Here is an 18,185-nt window from a genome sequence, read left to right as displayed (position 1 = left end):
AGTCTTATGTTTGTGCACGATATGAAAAACAGGGTTTATATGGCCCCGTTATCAGTAAACAACCAACCTTGACATGAATACAAACAGAGATAAGGCTGTCTCTTTTGGGCGGGACGGCGGAGATGTCCGCCGTCCCGTTTTTTTTGTCAATGAGCCAGAGCCGTACGTGACATCCGTTCCAGCTCCGGGGGAGCCAGAGCGGAATATCGCCCGCTGGCTGTGTGAATAATGACAAGCTGCGTCTCCCCGGATACCTATTTCGTTAACTCATAAGCCTCTATCACGCACTCCAAAGCGCAGGCGTTTGCTGCCGAGCTTTCCTTGTGGAAAGGGCCGTACCAATAACAACCGAAGCTTTTGGATGTGGGGTCATAATCTTTCGTGATGATGGATTCTGCGTTTTTCAAGATGAAATCTTTATAAGCCGGATTCTTTGTCACTTCATACAGGAAGGCTAAATGACGGATGAAGATACCCTTAAATTGGACACCGTCGTTGCTATCATCGATCTCGGGCTTCATTTCTCGGAGAATTCCCTCGTCGGTTACCAATCGCGTGGTAATGGTAGCGTCGGCGATCTTTTCCGCTAGCTCCAAGTAAGATTTATCGTTGGTTTGGAGATACATCTCGGCTAAGACAGCGATGGCTACGCCTTGGTTATACGTGTAGTGGGCGTTGCGGTTGGGGGTACAATCGTCTTTCGTGCCGTCCTCGATTTGGTAGATGTCCGTATTGATCATGCCGGTTCGCGTATACCAATCCACGTTCTTCTTGAACCAGTCGAGATACGCCGGATTTTGGGTCGCTTTATATAATCGGATAGCTGTCAGGGAGAACAGGTTGTTCGCTATGGAGTTCTTGTAATGCAAAGGGTTCTTTTTCCAGAAGATGCCACCTCCGCAAGCGTCGCTCCAGCCAGTTGTCATATCATCGAATATGATCTCGGCCATATCTAGGTACTTTTTCTCTCCGGTCAGTTTGGAGGCCTCGATCCATGCCAATGCCCACCAACCCTCGTCATCGTAATAATCATTGATGAAGTTGTCGCAATAACGGGGAGTACCGGTTGAGTCTACGCCTACTTGGTAATGACGGGCTTTCTCGAATACATCCTCTATGACAGATGGGATGGCCGGATCTTTGGTTACGGCGCCGTAGCGAATGGTGGCGGTCAATACGTTCGCCGAGTTCCACCAGTCGGCTGTTTCCCAGATACCGGTCGTGTCGTTTCTCCAGCTTAGGGAGGTTTGTACGCTTTCTCGCATCTTTCCCTCAAAAGGGGAAGGTTTGCTACAGGATAGCATGAAAAATACAAGCAATACGCTTGTCAGGAAATGTTTGTACATACGTATTTATGAAAATAAGATTAGATTAAGCCACAAAGATAAATGATCTTTTTGAACTTTAGTTAAACTTTGTACCTTTGTCTGACGGAATCTAAGATACTTCAATATTAATCATAAAAGAAAAACACGGTAAGATGAAAAAGCAAATCTTATTTATTTGTTGTGCGGTAATCGCATACTGCCTGAGCGCCTGTAATACGGCACCTCAGCAAGCGCCTTTGAAAGAGAAGAATCTGCCAAAGCATGTAATCTTGATCGGTTTCGACGGCTTGAGCGCCCATTGCTTGAATAATGGGGCGGATATGCCTACTTTCCGTAAGATGATGGCGGAAGGCGCCTCCACGTTAGAGAATCGTTCGATCCTGCCTTCGTCGAGTGCTTGTAATTGGGCTTCCATGTTTATGGGAGCGGGACCGGAGTTGCACGGATATACGGAGTGGGGATCTCGTACGCCAGAGCTTCCTTCCCGTGTCGTGAATAGCGACAACCGTTTCCCGAATATCTTCGGCCTGTACCGGGATAAGGCTCCCGAGGCTGAGATCGGCTATATCTATGAGTGGGAAGGCATGAATTATCTGGTGGATACCTTGGCCATGAGCTTCCGTAAGCATGCTTCGATGTCGGCTGAGAACCCGAACGGATGTACCCCGGTAGCCGTTCAGTATATCAAGGAGAAGAAGCCGAACCTTTGCGCGATCATATACGATCAGCCGGATGGTACCGGACATGGCAAGGGTTGGAGCTCCCCGGAGTATTTCGCGATGGTGAATCATTTGGACAGTTGCTTGACGCAAGTGATGGATGCCGTTCGTGAGGCGGGTATCATGGATGATACGGTGGTTATACTGACGGCCGACCACGGCGGTATCGAGACCGGTCACGGTGGCAAGACGATGAACGAGATGCAAACCCCGATCGTTTTCTATGGAAAGAACGTAAAGAAAGGCTTCAAGATCCCGGAGAGTACGATGGTATATGATATCGCCGGCACGATGGCTTACCTCTTGGACGTACCGCAGCCGCAGGTGTGGATCGCCCGTCCGATATTATCAGCTTTCGAGGATAATTAAAAACATAGATCATGAAGAAAGTTATTTATTCTTTTATTTTTCTTTTTTGCGCCGTATTAACCTTACAGGCGGAGACAATGGTGGTTGCCACCTATAATTTGCGTAACGCCAACGGCGGCGATTCCACGAACGGTAACGGTTGGGGACAACGCTATCCTTACATCGCCCAGATCGTACAATTTCACGGGTTCGATATCTTTGGTACCCAAGAGGGCAAATATCCGCAATTGCAGGACTTGAGGCAAGCCATGCCCGGATATGATTATATCGGTGTGGGACGTGACGATGGTAAGCGGGCGGGAGAGCATTCGGCTATCTTTTACCGCACGGACAAGTTCGAGGTTTTGGAGCATGGCGATTTCTGGCTATCCGAGATCACCGACCGTCCGAATAAGGGCTGGGATGCCGTCCTTCCCCGTATCTGTACGTGGGGTGAGTTCCGGGATAAGCAAACCGGTTTCACTTTCTTGTTCTTCAACCTTCACATGGACCATGTAGGCGTACAGGCACGTGCCGAGAGCGCCAAGCTGATCTTGGAGAAGATCAAGGAGTTCCCCAAGAAACTTCCCGCTATCCTTACCGGCGATTTCAACGTGGACCAAACAAGTGAGTCCTATCAGTTGTTAGATGGTTCCGGTATCATGCGTGACTCTTATGAGATCGCTGATTTCCGCTATGCCCCGAATGGTACCTTCAACGGTTTCCATCCGGACCGCAAGACCGATAGCCGTATCGACCACCTTTTTCTTACGAAAGAATTTGAGGTGAAGAAGTATGGAATCTTAACGGATACTTATCGCTCCGAGGCGAAAGAAAGCGCCCGGAAGGAGCAAAACGGTAATTTCCCGAAAGAGGTGTCATTGAGTAAATATGAGGCCCGTACCCCTTCCGACCACTTTCCCGTAATGATCGTTGTGGAAGTAAAAGACTGAGGTTTTAGAAAAATTGGTTATTATTAACCCCGTAATCTTTATCAAATTTGTTTAGATCTTGTTATATAATCAGAATATTGACTAAAACGATCTAAACAAATTTGGTATGATACGTAAATTATTGATTCGTGATTTGACTCTTCGCGATGGTCAGCAATCGGCATTCGCTACAAGAATGTCTCAAGCGCAAATAGACCGTGTACTTCCTTACTACAAAGACGCAGGCTTTTACGCCATGGAAGTATGGGGTGGGGCGGTTCCCGATTCCGTGATGCGTTATTTAGGTGAGAATCCGTGGGATCGTTTAGAGATCATCAAAGAGAAAATAGGTAATTCCTCAAAACTATCCGCTCTTTCCCGTGGGCGTAATTTATTCGGTTATAATCCTTATCCCGACGAGATTATAGAAGGCTTTTGCCGGAACTCGATTCGTTCCGGTATCGATATCATGCGTATTTTCGATGCTTTGAACGACGTGGATAACGTGAAATCCACGATCCGTTATGTGAAGAAATTCGGGGGAAAGGCCGACTGTGCCATCTGTTATACGATAGATCCTCACCATTCCCCGGTAGAACGTATAAAAGCCGCCTTGCATGGACGGCCCTTGCATAAGCCTGTTTTTACGAATGAGTATTTCTTAAACAAGGCCCTTCAACTGGAGTCGCTGGGCGCAGATATGATCACCCTGAAGGATATGAGTGGTTTGATACCTCCGGCTCGTACGGCGGAATTGGTGCGATTGTTCAAGAAGAGCTTGAAAGTACCGGTAGATTTTCATACGCATTGTACGCCCGGTTACGGATTGGCGTCGGTCGTATCCGCCATTATCAATGGGGTGGATATCGTTGATACGAATATATGGAACTTCGCCGGAGGACCAGCTGCTCCCGCAGTAGAACTGGTCTATATCTTCTGCAAGAAATTGGGTATCGAGCTGGATCTTGATATGGATGCGATCGCTAAGATCAACAAGGAATTATTGACGATCCGCAAGGAACTTTCCGCATTCGATACCGCTAAGAAATTCCCAAGGCCCTTTAATCCCGTAGAGGATAGTTTCCCCGCCGAGATCGACCGCTTCTTCAACGATGCCATCGAGGCCGCTCGGAAAGATAAGGAGGACGATTTGCTGCTTTATTGCCGTGCGATCGAGGAGTATTTTGATTTCCCCGAGCCGAACGAGTTGGTGAAAAAAGCGCAGATCCCGGGAGGTATGTACACAAATATGGTTGCCCAGTTGAAGCAATTGGGGCAGATCGACTTGTTGGAGAAGGCGATGTCGCTCATTCCGCAAGTACGGATGGATGCCGGCTTGCCTCCGTTGGTGACGCCTACGAGCCAGATTATCGGGGCGCAAGCGGTTTCCTGTGCGCTGGATGAGCTGAAAGGCCGCCCGATGTATAGTAATCCTTCCAACCAGTTTATCGCCTTGGTAAAAGGAGAGTATGGCAAGACGCCGATTCCGGTAGATCCGGCGTTCCGGTTGAAAATCGCCGGCGTACAAAATGAGGTGCCTTACGACGGTTCCCATTACGTGATGCAAGAGAATCCTGTATTGGAGGATTTGGATGTGTTATTGGCTGAGAATGAGAAAGAAATACTGTTGCTGGAGTTATTCCCGACGGTAGCCCGTACATTTTTAACTAAATGGAAAGAACAAAAAGCGAGATCGAATGTTTAATAGTAGAAAGTCTTCAAATTTGGCATCCGTCATCTATTATATGTACGTTGCCGTTTAAACGGTGATACGAAAAGGCTCTCCGAATGGTAAGCGAACCATGGGAGAGCCTTCTTTATTTTATAAAGTGACTTTTTCGCGGACTTTACAAAGGGATCTTGTCTATACGACGTTGGTGGCGACCACCCTCAAAAGGTGTATCCAAGAATATCGCAACGATTTTCTTAGCCTCTTCCTTGCTGATAAAACGACCGGGCATTGATAACACGTTCGCGTCGTTATGCTCACGTGCCAGTTTCGCGATATCCTCTTGCCAGCATAAGGCGGCACGGACACCCCGATGTTTGTTCAAGGTCATACTAATGCCATTCCCTGTACCGCAGACAGCTATTCCCGGATAAACCTCGCCAGCTTCTACGGCCTTGCCCATCAGATGGGCGAAATCCGGATAATCGCAACTGTCAGAGGAATAAGTTCCAAAATCTTTATAAGACAATCCCCTTTCATTGAGGATTGTCTTTATATATTCTTTTAACTCAAAACCAGCGTGATCGCTACACAAACCTACTATACCCATCTTTATGCTAATAATTCTTTTACTTGGTTATAAACGTTCTTAGCCGTGAAACCTAATTTCTCGTCCAATACTTTGTAAGGGGCGGAGAAACCGAAGGATTCAAGTCCCCATACCTTGCCGTTAGGACCTACCAACCCTTCCAGATTAACCGGAAGACCAGCGGTTAAGCCGAAAATCTTGCTTCCTGCGGGAAGAATGGATTCTTGGTACTCTTTGCTTTGTGAACGGAATAGACCTTCGGAAGGTACGGAAACGATACGAACCTTTATGCCATCGGCACGAAGCAGGGCGGCGCCCTCGACCAAAGTCGATACCTCGGAACCGGAAGCCAAAAGAATTACATCCGCGTTTGCGTCTTCATTGACGATATAGGCACCCTTCTCTGCTTGCAAAGCCTCTTGATAGCGATTTTCCTTAGCGGGAAGATCTGTGATATTCTGACGGGAAAGAATCAATGCGGTAGGAGTGTAAACGTTCTCCATCGCTAGTTTCCATGCGACTGTTGTCTCCACAACGTCTGCCGGACGAAGTACCAACATGGAGTTGTGTCCCTTATGATTCTTCAATTTCTCTAATAAACGAACTTGAGCTTCTTGCTCTACCGGCTCGTGTGTAGGTCCGTCTTCTCCAACACGGAAAGCGTCGTGTGTCCAGATGAACTTAACGGGCTGCTCCATCAATGCGGCCATACGTAACGCAGGCTTCATGTAATCGGAGAATACGAAGAAAGTACCGCAAGCGGCGATCACGCCACCATGTAAAGACATACCGATACAGATACAAGCCATAGAAAGCTCGGCTACACCCGCTTGGAAGAAAGCTCCGCTAAAGTCGCCTTTCACGAAAGCATGGGTCTTTTTCAAGAAGCCGTCTGTCTTATCGGAATTGGAAAGGTCGGCGGAAGCTACGATCATGTTTTCTACATGGGTAGCAAGCACACCTAATACGGTAGCGGAAGCGGCACGGGTCGCTTGGTTCGCTTTCTGCTCGATTGCGGCCCAGTCGATTTTAGGAGCCTTACCGGAGAACCATTGCTCCATCTTAGCCGCTAAGTCCGGGTGAGCTTTCGCCCAGACGTCTTTCACGGCGTAACGCTCGGCGACGATTACTTCCAGTTCTTTCGCACGTTTGGCATATAATTCGGCTACCTCAGGAAGGATTGCGAACGGATGTTCCGGATCGCCTCCTAGGTTCTTGATCGTATCTGCGATGGAAGCTCCTGCTGCGGATAAAGGTTGTCCGTGAGTAGATACCTTATTCTCGTAACAGCTGTTATCAGCGCCGACAGCACCTTTCCCCATAACGGTGTTACCGATGATCAAAGTCGGTTTGGAGATCTCTGCCTTAGCCTCTTTTAAAGCCTTGCGGATCTCGTTTACGTCGTTACCGTTTATTTGAATGACTTTCCAGCCCCAAGCCTCGTATTTCATGGCTACGTTCTCCGCGTCGACGTCTTCTACCTTGGTAGATAGCTGCACGTTGTTAGCGTCGTAGAACATGATCAAGTTATCCAGTCCTAAAGTTCCGGCGATACGTCCGGCACCTTGGGAGATTTCCTCTTGGATACCTCCATCGGAAATATATGCGTAAATAGTCTGGTTCATTACTTCCTCACCCAGACGTGCTTTCAAGAATTTAGCCGCGATAGCCGCACCTACCGCATAAGTATGTCCTTGTCCCAGCGGGCCGGACGTGTTTTCGATACCACGCATAACGTCTACCTCAGGATGTCCCGGAGTAACGCTTCCCCATTGGCGGAACTGTTGAAGTTCATCCAATGTGAATTTGCCGCTTAAAGCCAGTACGGAATAAAGCATCGGAGACATATGCCCCGGGTCAAGGAAGAAACGATCGCGTCCTTCCCATTTGGGATTCTTGGGATCGTATATTAAGAACTCTGAGAACAGTACGTTAACAAAGTCTGCACCACCCATAGCGCCACCCGGGTGCCCGGAGTTCGCTTTCTCCACCATTGACGCAGCCAGTATACGGATGTTATCAGCTGCTTTGTTCATTACTTGAATATCGTTCATTTTATCAGATGAATTATTTATTTGACTGCAAAGATAATCAAACTCTTTGTAAGAGCCGTTATATCAATCAAACAATTCCTTTTCGGTAAAGGTTCCTATCTTCTTATATTTTTGATAAATTGAGAGATATTTAAGATAGCCCGCTGAGCGCCTTATTCTTGCGGGTATACATCATTCGGATTAGAGCGAGAAGTCGAAACCCTGTTCAACCCATTTGTTGTATTTTTTCTCGTTGAATTTGTAGAGGAAAGCTCCTCGTTTAGAACTTTTCTTGTCTTTGATATCCAGTTTTTCCAGAATATCCATGGCGTTTAGCTTTTTGCGGAAGTTTCGTTTGTCTAAAAGGGTTTGGTAGATGGCCTCATACAATGTCTGTAGTTGGGGCAAGGTAAATTGCTCGGGAAGCAAATTGAAACCGATAGGGCGGCTTGCCGCTTTCTTTTTAAGGACGGACAACGTATCGTTTATCATTTGGTTATGGTCGAAAATCAAGTCAGGAAGCTCGGATATCTTGGTCCAAGTAGCGTTATGGTTTTCCAAGATCTCGGGACTAAAATCATTCATATTCACCAAGGAATAGTAAGCTACGGAGATAACCCGTTCCCCTAAGTCACGTGATACATCTCCGTAAGCCCCTATTTGTTCCATAAAAAGATGCTCGATGCCCGTGCAATCGGTTAATACCCGTGATGCTGCTTCATCCACGCTTTCCCCGGATTTCACGAAGCCTCCCATAAGAGACCACTGTCCTTTCATCGGCTCGAACGAACGTTTGTATAATAAAACATTCAACTCCTTATTGTTAAACCCTAGAATGATACAATCTACGGCAACATAGAATTTTACTTCGTCTTGATAAAAAGCTGCTGACATCGTTTTATGGATTTTAAAGATTAACAGAGCTTGCGTGCTCCGTCGCTGATTACTACATTATATAATTTAGGTTCACGGCCAAACTTCTCTTTATAAGCGGAGAAGGCTTTCTTCACGAAATCGTCGTACAACTCATCCTTAACCAAGTTGATCGTACAACCGCCGAATCCTCCACCCATGACACGAGAACCCGTTACACCACATTCCTTGGCGATATCGTTCAAGAAATCCAGTTCCTCGCAGCTAACTTCATAAAGCTTGCTCATACCTTGATGCGTGCCGTACATCTTTTCGCCGACAGTCTCATAGTCGCCTTTCTCCAAAGCGGCACATACGTCGAGTACACGTTGGATTTCCTCGATAACATATTCGGCACGCATGTAATCCTCTGCGCTGACATCCGCTTTTACCTCGTTCAGCATCTCCATCGTAGCGTCACGTAAGAACTCTACTTTCGGATGGTTGCGGCGAATGGCGGCTACCACGTTCTCGCAGGATTTACGGCGTTTGTTGTAGGCTGAGGACGCCAACTCATGCTTAACGACCGAATCCAATAACACGAGTTTGTAACCAACCGGATTAAACGGATAATATTTATATTCCAAAGAACGGCAATCCAAGCGGATCAAACTTCCGGCCTTGCCGAATACGGAAGCGAATTGGTCCATGATACCGCAATTCACGCCACAATAATTATGTTCTGTAGCTTGACCGATCTTAGCCAACTCGAATTTATCGATATTCAATGAGAATAAGTCATTCAATGCGAAAGCATAAGTACTTTCCAATGCGGCGGAAGAAGACATTCCAGCGCCCAGAGGCACGTCTCCAGCGAATACGGTATCGAAACCTTGGATATTACCACCTCGTTTAATAATCTCCCGGCATACGCCAAAGATATATCTTGCCCAGCTTGCGGAAGGAGCGTCCTCCTCGGTCAAGCCAAATTCAGCGTAATCATTTAAGTCGATGGAGAACGCCCGGACTTTGCCCGTCCCATTCGGTTTGATCTCGGCGATCATCCCTTTATCTACAGCACCCGGAAAAACGAAACCTCCATTATAATCAGTGTGTTCACCGATCAAGTTAATACGTCCCGGGGATGTGTATAAGCTACCTTCGGTATTAAATAACTCTTTAAATTTAGTTCTGATTTTTTGTTGCATGATACTTAATTTGATTAAGGTAAATAATTGAATAAACAAGAAGAAATTACCCATTCAGATAACTCTGCCGGATAATTTCTTCTTTATCATATTATGTCCTGTCCTTATTATTCAACAGGAATGTCTTTGTTTACGTTCTTGCTACCGATCAAAGCGTAATATAGCAAATATGCCAATCCTAGGAATACCACCCAGAAGCTAGTAATGAAACCGCCAGCGTCGGCTACAGCTCCTTGGATCAACGGAAGAATACCTCCACCGCAAACCATCACCATGAAGATACCGGAAGCGGCTGCCGTATATTTACCTAAACCTTCTACTGCCAAGTTGAAGATACCACCCCACATGATGGAAGTACATAAACCACAAAGAGCCATGAACATGATTCCAACCGGAACCTCAACCATACCGAAAGAGATATCAGACAAGAATACAGGCATACTAACTTTTGTCGTAGCAGGGGCGAAGATAGCGATCAAGATAAAGATCATACCTACCGTGGCGGCTGATGACAACATCGCCTTACTAGAGATCTTAGCTCCGAAAGAGGCACCGAACAGACGTCCGATCATCATCAAGAACCAATATGTACCCACGATAGAACCGGCTACTGTAGGATCGATACCGATCTCAGGAGAAGTAGCGAACAAGTTCATGAAGTTAGGAATACCTACTTCGACACCCACATACAAGAAGATTGCGATGGCACCTAAAATGAAGTGACGGAAAGAAAGCGCGCTGTGCTTGTCCGGAGTCTTGGCTTCATTTTCCTTAACCATATGCGGTTCCGGAATTTGCATGCAGAACAATACGATAAATACGATGGCAAAGATACCCATAGCCAAGAACAATGCCGGGTTAGCGTCACTGATCTGAGCCTTAGCAGCGTCACCGATCAAATAACCAACCAATACCGGAACGATCGTAGCGCCGATAGAGTTCACGGAACCGGCAACCTGAATTAATTGGTTACCTTTGTTTCCACCACCACCTAGCGTGTTCAACATCGGGTTTACTACGGTATTCAACATACACATAGAGAAACCGGACACGAAAGCACCTGTCAAATAAACAGCGTAGCTACCAGCCACACCGGAAAGATAAGAAATACCTACACCACAGAAACCTACGATGATCGCTAACAAAGCGGTTTTCTTGTAACCGATCTTCTGCAATAGCATACCGGCCGGAATACCCATGAAGGCATAGGCGATAAAGTTAGCCGCGTTACCCAGCTGCGACATGAAGTTGCTGGCAGCGAACTGGTTCTTAACGATGATACCGAATGGGTTCTGTAGACCCGTCACGAAAGATATCATGAAGAAGAGAGCCACCATCATGATAATAGGCAATGTGTAATTCTTTTTTGCTGTTGATTCCATTTCTTTTTTGTTGTTTTAGATTATTAGATTACTTAAATTATTCTCTTATTCTACACTGAATTTATAAATAGTAGTACTTTGGAAAACCTCGCCCGGGCGGAGTTCCGTTGTCGGATATTCCGGTTTGTTGGGGCTATCGGGGAAATGCTGGGTTTCCAGACATAAAGCGGCCCGCTCCGGGTAGCGTTGTCCGTTCTTACCTTCGAAATTCCCAGTCATCCAGTTACCTGTGTATAATTGCACGCCCGGTTGAGTCGTATAAGTTTCCATTACGATACCGGTCTTGGGGGAGGAGCAGCGAGCGCAGTAAGAAAGTTCGTTGTCCTCTTTATTTAATATGTACGTGTGGTCATATCCCTTACCGAATATAAGCTGTTCGAAATTGTCATTGATTCGTTCGCCTACCTCATGAGGAGTCCGGAAGTCCATCGGTGTACCTTCTACCTTCTCTTTAGGTCCGTACGGGATTGCCGTATTGTCTGTAGGCAGATAATAGTCGGCGTTGATCGTGAGAATATGGTCTCCTATATAAGGGTCTCCCGCACCGGATAGGTTAAAATAAGAATGATTGGTTAGATTCAAGACCGTAGGTTTGTCCGTAGAGGCTTGATAGGAGATAACGACCTCATTCTCATTTGTCAGATGATAAGTTACGGTTGTCTTTAGTTCTCCGGGGAAACCTTCCTCGCCATCGGCGGAGGTATATTTCAACTCAATGGTTTGCTCGTCTATTTGTTTGGCGTCCCATACGACCGCATTGAATCCCTTGATTCCGCCATGCAAGCTATTGGGGCCATTATTTATGGCTAATTTGTCATAAGTAATACCGTCGATCGTGAATTTTCCAGCGGCGATACGATTTCCATAACGACCGCAAATGGCACCGAAATAAGGTTCTTCTGATGTTAAGTACTCTTCAATCGAATTATGGCCAGTAACGACATCGGTCATTTTTCCGTTTTTATCCGGAACCATCAGCGAGACGATTTTCGCTCCATAATTCGTGATCGCTAGCTCTGCTCCAACCTTGTTACACAGGGTATAAAGCGCCGTTTCTTTCCCGTCAATTTGCTTGCTGAAGTTAGCAACAGACAAGCCCGACAGTGTATTTATGTTCTTCATGCGTATCAATATTATTGAAATTGCGTGTAAAAGTAACTTTCTTCTTTGTATTTATAACCTTTCTGAATAATGTTTTATAGCATGATTTTAGATTTGTCTACCAAAAATATATAATTATCGCTTGTTTATACGTCAAGTCCTTGATTCTTCTCTTAGGCTAAAAAACAAAACAACTCTTGTCTTACCCCTGTTATTAGTAAAACAGAGATAGAAAGAAATTGTCCATGCGGTCGTCCTATAAATATATCATACTCATACTCTTTGTGCTTATGCCCGGCTTGCTTTATTCCCAATCTCAAGATTGGGTACGTAAGTCCATTTATCCGCAAGCGGATAGTGGTAAAAGCAAGATCTATAATTGGATGTGGGGGAGGCATTATCGTCACCTTTATACGATCCCGATCAGGGTTCCTTCGGCTACGATAGAAACGTTGGGGGGTGGGATGGATATCGTCGGGCAAGCGGAAGGGTTTCACGGATTATTGTTGGAGAATAAGCGTAAGCAATTGTATTTGCTAAAGCCCTTGGGTGGCTCTACAAGTTTCTTGGAGTCGAAGTTTTTCCGGGAAATATATAATAAGACTGATTTTAAGAATACATATTTGGATGAGTTCTTAGGAGATGCTTATACGATTATCAATCCCTATACCTTTTTGGTCGCAGATTATTTAGCGAAGTCCGCGGGATTGAGTTTTTCTCCCTCCCGTATTTACTATATTCCTTCCCACATACGGAAAGACACAGTTGCGGACGGCAGCGATATACAAGATAGGCTGGTCAATCTAATCAATGTTCCGGATATTAATTTAAGGTCTAATTTGTATACCACGGAAGACTTTCTAGACAGCCTTCAAGTGAGTAAAAACTATATGGCGGATCAAAATCTATACATTCGGGAACGTATTTTCGATATGTGGACCGGAGATTGGAATAAGACGAACGAAAACTGGGAGTGGCAGTCACATACCGTCAATGATAGCGTAATTTATACCCCGATCGTGATCGATAGGAATCATGCTTTCACGAAGGTGGACGGAGTATTGTTCAAGCAAATGTTGAAGATGTTATCGTTGGATTTTATCTGTAATTATGATAGCTTGATTTTAAAAGATACAAAGAAAATCAATAAGCTAGCTTTTGCGCTGGATATGGCGGTAGCAGGCCGCAGTGATGAGTCGGTTTGGATACGCCAAGCCCAAGAAATTCAGAGACAGATGACCGACTCTTTGATCGATAGCGCTTTTACTTATTTGCCGGAAGGTGTAAAACATGATGAGATAGAACTGATTAAACGAAAGTTGAAACGAAGGAGGCTAGAGCTGGAAGCGGTTGCCAGCCAATATTATCGCTTATTGCAACGTACTCCAGTGGTTGCCGGAACCAATCAATCCGATTATTTCTTGATCGAGCGGCAAGCGCCGGACCGGACTGTTTTACGGATTTATGATCCCGAGACCGGAGACTGTAGGTTGGAACAACAATTCTCCGGCAAGGAAACCAAGGAACTGTGGTTATATGGGCTTGCGGGAAACGATACGTTTGAAGTGAAGGGAAATACACGGAAAGATTTTCCGATATACTTGATCTCCGGAGAGGGGGAGAGCCAATACCAATTGAATCATAACCGGAAAATACATGTCTATGATAAAGATTATAAATATGATTACCAGAAGATAAAATACCATAAGATATCTTTTACCCCGTGGGGAATATATGATTCGGATAAAGGTATTAGTTTGGGTACGTTCTTTACATATACGATGTATGGCTTTAAACGAGCCCCATTCACCTATCAGCATCGGGTCGGGTATAATTATTTGAAAGGGTTCATGTATGCAGGTATCTTCCCTAATTATGACGGCCGGAGACGTTTATACCTAAATGCCTCCATCTCTTCACCCCGTAACTTCGAGAACTTCTTCGGATTTGGAAATAATACGGCGGGCTATAAAGAGGAGAAAAAGAATTATAACCGGGTGAAGCTCCGGACGTATATGTTTAATCCATCCTTCGAGATGGATTTGAGGAAAGAAGAGGTGATGACATTCTTTGGCTCTTTGGATATGTACAAGGCTAAACGTACGGATGATCGATATATTTATACGGTTTATGGAGAAGATCATCCTATTTTCCGCACGAATTATTTCGTAGGTCTTGGTGCTACTTACCGGATAACGAAACAGCCTTATTCGTGGCTTCCCCTATTGGAAACCGAATGGACGGCCGGATGGAAAATGAATTTGAAAAAGCCGGAACGCAATTTACCCTATGCGCAGGGAAGCCTTTCATGGAACGTACGGTTCTCGGATCGTTTTACTTGGGCCTCCTTGATGAAGGGAACGGTATTATTCGATAATGACTATGAGTTCTATCAAGCCGCTACGATTGATTTAAGGGGATTCCGTGAGAACCGTTTTATCGGAAAGCAATCCTTTTACCAATACTCGGATTTACGCTTGGACATGGGAAAACTAAAGAATCCGTTCACTCCCTTAAAATATGGTCTATTCGCGGGCTTTGATTATGGTAGGGTCTGGTTTCCCGGTGAGCGTTCCCATAGTTGGCATACTTCCTATGGTGGCGGGATTTGGCTTACTTTCTTGAATAAGTTCACCACTAAATATTCTTGGTTTGGCTCGACGGATAGTTTCCGGTTCGCCTTTGAGTTGGGGCTTGGGTTTTGATATAGCCTCAAACCTACACGGGACTGATGAGGGAAATTCTCATCATGATAAGGAGGGTTATTGTCTATTTCTATATTTGTTCTTGTCTTCTGTCGTATGATCCGGTAAAAACGTGTACGTGTTTTCCGAAAAACATGTACGCCTTTTTTGGAAAACATGTACGTGTTTTTTCAGAAATATAATCATGTTTTTAAGGATGATGATAATCAATGATTTACATATTCTTGTTATTTGCATGCTTATTGTTTGGATTTATTGAGTGAAAATCCATACATTTGCCTTTGATCAATTTTGTTCTTGTTATGAAGTGGTTAAAGGCAATGTTTTTGTGCATGGTCGTTTTTGCCGCATTGACTGTGGTCGCCAACGATTCTTTCTCCCAAAAGGAGGTACGGGTGTGTGCTTCTACATCTTTATTTTCAATAGCGAATAAAGAGCCGGCTGCTTTCATCTCTTTTCAAGAAATCATAACTCCTTTGACGTCTTTCTCCGCTTTTGGGGAGAAACTTTTGTACCTTATTGCCTCATTGACTTTTTTCCTCGCTTTGTTTACCCTGTCGGTAGCTTTGTTGTTTTACGAACGGAGGGTAAGTTATGTTCGATTAAAATCCGTCTTTTGGCAAGAACGATACTCTTGCTATGTGCTTTGTCGTATGCTGAATTAGACATGATTATGCCCTGTCTTCAAGGGCATAGAGGAGAGTTGTGTCAATTTATTTTATACGAAAAACAAGCGTATCATGAACTCTATATATCGAAATTTTATTATCACGTTGAAGGCAAATAAAATGGCGGCAACACTAAATATATGCGGCCTCGTAATCGCCTTTACTTTATTTAATAGCGTAGCTATCCGTACGGAATCCGAACGAACTTTTGATAAAATACACTCGAAAGCCGAGGCTATTTATCGATTGGATTGTGTAACGAGTAAAAGTCAATGGCCTACGCAAATCCTGCCTTTCGCCCAAGCATTTGCCTTGTCTTCTCCACATATATTGGTAAGTACGATCATAAATCCTTACATAGGGGAAGTTTATTTTACGATCGGGAGGGACGAGATTCTCAAAGGTTATAAGGAACCGGTGATAACCTGTACTCCGGGGATCGTTTCTATATTTGACTTCCAATTGGTGGAAGGTTCACTGGATTGCTTAGATGATCCGGAGAAATGCCTTTTGCCGGAAAGTATGGTCCGGAAGATATTTGGCGAGTCATCGGCTATTGGTAAGGAGTTGCTTGCGGAAGAAGAGATTTGGAGCAAGGAACGAAAATCACTAGTCGTAGGAGGAGTTTATAAAGATTTCCCGGAAAACACACAATTGAATAATGCCATTTATACTTCTTTATCGTCGACTTATTGTATGGATGATTGGGATAACTGGATTTTCCTTTGTTATGTCCTTTTAGATGATCCGTCACAAAAAGATCTCATTTGCTCCCAGTTTAACCAAGCATTTCCCTTCAAGCAATACGAGAGGCTCCAAGAGGTACAGACCCGTTTGGTGAATTTATGCGATATTTATTATATGAATGATATGAATAGTGTTACTTACATAAAATCAGGGAATAAAAGACAAACGGATTTGTTGTTTAGCGCCTCGTTTTTAGTGGTATTGATAGCAGTGATTAATTTTATAAACTTTACAATGGCATTGGTTCCGGCAAGAATAAAAAGTATTAACATCCGCAAAATTCTAGGGGACTCGGTATGGCGGTTGCGTGGATTTCTTTGGTTAGAGTCTTTTCTTTTTGCGCTATTGTCTTATGCTATATCCTTGTTGCTGTTATTGGTTTATGAAGGTTGCATTGGAGGAGGGTTTCATATGAAGGGAATAGTTTTTTTGGGTGGATTATTTATGACTTTGTGTGCGGGACTATTGGCCGGTGCATATCCGGCTATTTATGCGACTTCTATTCCTCAGCGAATCGTGCTGAATGGTTCTTTCGGTTTGTCTCCAAAGGGAAAAAGAATGCGGGAATGTCTGGTTGGTTTTCAGTATACGGTTTCAATTATATTGATCGTCCTGTCACTGTTTATTTATAAGCAGATAGAGACAATGCGGAGTCATTCCTTTGGTTTCGGGAATGATAATGTAGTTGTCGTAGAATTGAATAAGGAGATAACCGAGAAATATAAAGAGAATTTTACCAACCGTTTGCGTGGTTATGCAGGAATTGAGGATGTGGCTTTCGCCGCTAGTAAGATAGGAGCGACCAATGAGAATCGTGGCGGGGCCGCAGAGTTTAATGGAGAGACTATTTATTTTTATTATTTGAATGTATCACCCAATTTTTTGTCCCTTATGGATATCATCGCAAACGAGGGACGTGTCTCAAGGATGGAAGATGGGAGGAATAAAGAGTTGCTTTTGGTTTTTGACCAAAAAGCGAAAAGGCAATTAAACCTTCATGTGGGTGACCGTATGAAAACCTTTTGGGGGAATGATGCCCGAGTATTAGGATTTACGGATGAGGTGGTGATCGCTTCCACACATAAAGCATCGGAGTTGCTAGCTACTTATCCTGTCTCTTTTGTGACGAATGAGGAATTATATATGCCTTACGCTTATATAAAGTTGATGCCGGGGGCTGATAAAGGGAATGTTTTACTTTATATTAGGAATATGCTCAACGAACTTTCCCCTTCATGTTTACCCGATTTTGAGTTTTGCGATACATTCTCCCGGCATCTGTATGAAAAAGAAATCCAGTTTGGTGACCGGGTTATTTTATCCAGTGTTTTATCTATCTGGATGGCATTGGCAGGTATTTTAAGTCTGGTATTGTTTGATGTCCACTATCAGCGGCGAGAAATTGGTATAAGGCGGGTGTATGGATCTTCCGTGAGCGAGATACTATATCGTTTGAATAAAGTCTATTTAAAGGTCTTGCTCATTAGTTTTGTTATCGCGATTCCGGTTTCCTATTATTTTATGGAGAGATGGGCCAGTAATTTTATGGAGAAAACCCCTGTCGGTTATTTGATTTATTTTGTCGCATTGCTAGGGATCAGTATCCTGACGGTAGGAGTGGTCACGTTCCAAAGTTGGAGGGCGGCGAATGAGAATCCGGTGGATATGTTATAGACAACTTACATCGGCAACGAAGTTAACTTCATCGGCAAAGTAACTTAACATACTTTGCCGACGAACCTAAGATACTTTGCTGATGAAGCTAAGATACTTTGGAAGTACAGATAAGGTATTGGATTGTAACCGATTTTTCTAACTAACTTGAAATTTGTAAGGGAGGATTTATGCGAATAGTCCATCCCTTACATTTTGTCTTGTTCAAATAGTTGGCTTTATTTGTCCTA

Annotated in this window: 14 protein-coding genes; 6 read left to right on the top strand and 8 right to left on the bottom strand. The window is 44.4% G+C overall.

Annotation, left to right across the window (positions count from 1 at the left end):
* Positions 1-73: 73 nt before the first annotated feature.
* The gene (locus tag DW033_RS13285) at positions 74-229 is read left to right on the top strand and encodes a hypothetical protein (RefSeq protein WP_227805375.1); all 156 of its coding nucleotides are present in this window, start codon (positions 74-76) and stop codon (positions 227-229) included.
* A 25-nt stretch (positions 230-254) separates the two neighbouring features.
* On the opposite strand, the gene DW033_RS13280 is transcribed toward DW033_RS13285, so the two are convergent.
* On the bottom strand, positions 255-1,346 hold the full coding sequence (locus DW033_RS13280; protein WP_122382825.1) for a glycoside hydrolase family 76 protein: 1,092 nt from the start codon (positions 1,344-1,346) through the stop codon (positions 255-257).
* A gap of 134 nt (positions 1,347-1,480) precedes the next feature.
* Between DW033_RS13280 and DW033_RS13275 the strand changes: the two genes are divergently transcribed.
* From DW033_RS13275 to DW033_RS13265, 3 genes are all read left to right on the top strand, one after another.
* Entirely contained in the window at positions 1,481-2,416 is a 936-nt protein-coding gene (locus DW033_RS13275; RefSeq protein WP_122382824.1) for an alkaline phosphatase, read from the top strand.
* An 11-nt stretch (positions 2,417-2,427) separates the two neighbouring features.
* Positions 2,428-3,348, top strand: coding sequence for an endonuclease/exonuclease/phosphatase family protein (locus DW033_RS13270; protein WP_005858105.1), 921 nt, complete (start codon positions 2,428-2,430; stop codon positions 3,346-3,348).
* A gap of 106 nt (positions 3,349-3,454) precedes the next feature.
* Complete coding sequence (locus DW033_RS13265; protein ID WP_122369282.1) at positions 3,455-5,032, top strand: carboxylase; 1,578 nt, start codon at positions 3,455-3,457, stop codon at positions 5,030-5,032.
* Between the two features lie 142 nt (positions 5,033-5,174).
* On the opposite strand, the gene rpiB is transcribed toward DW033_RS13265, so the two are convergent.
* From rpiB to DW033_RS13235, 6 genes are all read right to left on the bottom strand, one after another.
* Complete coding sequence (rpiB, locus tag DW033_RS13260; RefSeq protein ID WP_122377574.1) at positions 5,175-5,606, bottom strand: ribose 5-phosphate isomerase B; 432 nt, start codon at positions 5,604-5,606, stop codon at positions 5,175-5,177.
* A gap of 2 nt (positions 5,607-5,608) precedes the next feature.
* A complete protein-coding gene (locus DW033_RS13255; protein ID WP_005866349.1) occupies positions 5,609-7,639 on the bottom strand; it encodes a transketolase in 2,031 nt (676 codons plus the stop codon).
* Between the two features lie 180 nt (positions 7,640-7,819).
* Positions 7,820-8,512 carry an NUDIX domain-containing protein gene (locus DW033_RS13250; RefSeq protein ID WP_036610602.1) on the bottom strand — a complete coding sequence of 231 codons (693 nt, stop codon included), beginning with the start codon at positions 8,510-8,512 and terminating at the stop codon, positions 7,820-7,822.
* 20 nt (positions 8,513-8,532) lie between these two features.
* On the bottom strand, positions 8,533-9,678 hold the full coding sequence (gene galK / locus DW033_RS13245) for a galactokinase (protein ID WP_048927859.1): 1,146 nt from the start codon (positions 9,676-9,678) through the stop codon (positions 8,533-8,535).
* Between the two features lie 107 nt (positions 9,679-9,785).
* Positions 9,786-11,060 (bottom strand): MFS transporter, encoded by a 1,275-nt coding sequence (locus tag DW033_RS13240; RefSeq protein WP_005866353.1) that lies wholly within the window; start codon positions 11,058-11,060, stop codon positions 9,786-9,788.
* Positions 11,061-11,105: 45 nt separating this feature from the next.
* On the bottom strand, positions 11,106-12,182 hold the full coding sequence (locus DW033_RS13235; protein ID WP_005866355.1) for an aldose epimerase family protein: 1,077 nt from the start codon (positions 12,180-12,182) through the stop codon (positions 11,106-11,108).
* A 224-nt stretch (positions 12,183-12,406) separates the two neighbouring features.
* On the opposite strand from DW033_RS13235, the gene DW033_RS13230 reads away from it, so the two are divergent.
* A complete protein-coding gene (locus DW033_RS13230; protein WP_048927803.1) occupies positions 12,407-14,866 on the top strand; it encodes a hypothetical protein in 2,460 nt (819 codons plus the stop codon).
* A gap of 214 nt (positions 14,867-15,080) precedes the next feature.
* Here the strand turns inward: DW033_RS13230 and DW033_RS24515 are convergent, their stop codons facing one another.
* Positions 15,081-15,317: a hypothetical protein gene (locus DW033_RS24515; protein ID WP_154302197.1), complete on the bottom strand. Its 237-nt coding sequence runs from the start codon at positions 15,315-15,317 to the stop codon at positions 15,081-15,083.
* A gap of 289 nt (positions 15,318-15,606) precedes the next feature.
* Here DW033_RS24515 and DW033_RS13215 point away from each other — a divergent pair, with 289 nt between their 5' ends.
* Complete coding sequence (locus tag DW033_RS13215) at positions 15,607-17,955, top strand: ABC transporter permease (protein ID WP_122382823.1); 2,349 nt, start codon at positions 15,607-15,609, stop codon at positions 17,953-17,955.
* Positions 17,956-18,185 lie beyond the last annotated feature (230 nt).

It is taken from the genome of Parabacteroides sp. AF39-10AC, assembly GCF_003635405.1.
Classification (GTDB): Bacteria; Bacteroidota; Bacteroidia; order Bacteroidales; family Tannerellaceae; genus Parabacteroides; species Parabacteroides distasonis.
The sequence above is the reverse complement of the archived record's forward strand: the minus strand, read 5'-3'. Positions and strand labels throughout refer to the sequence as shown.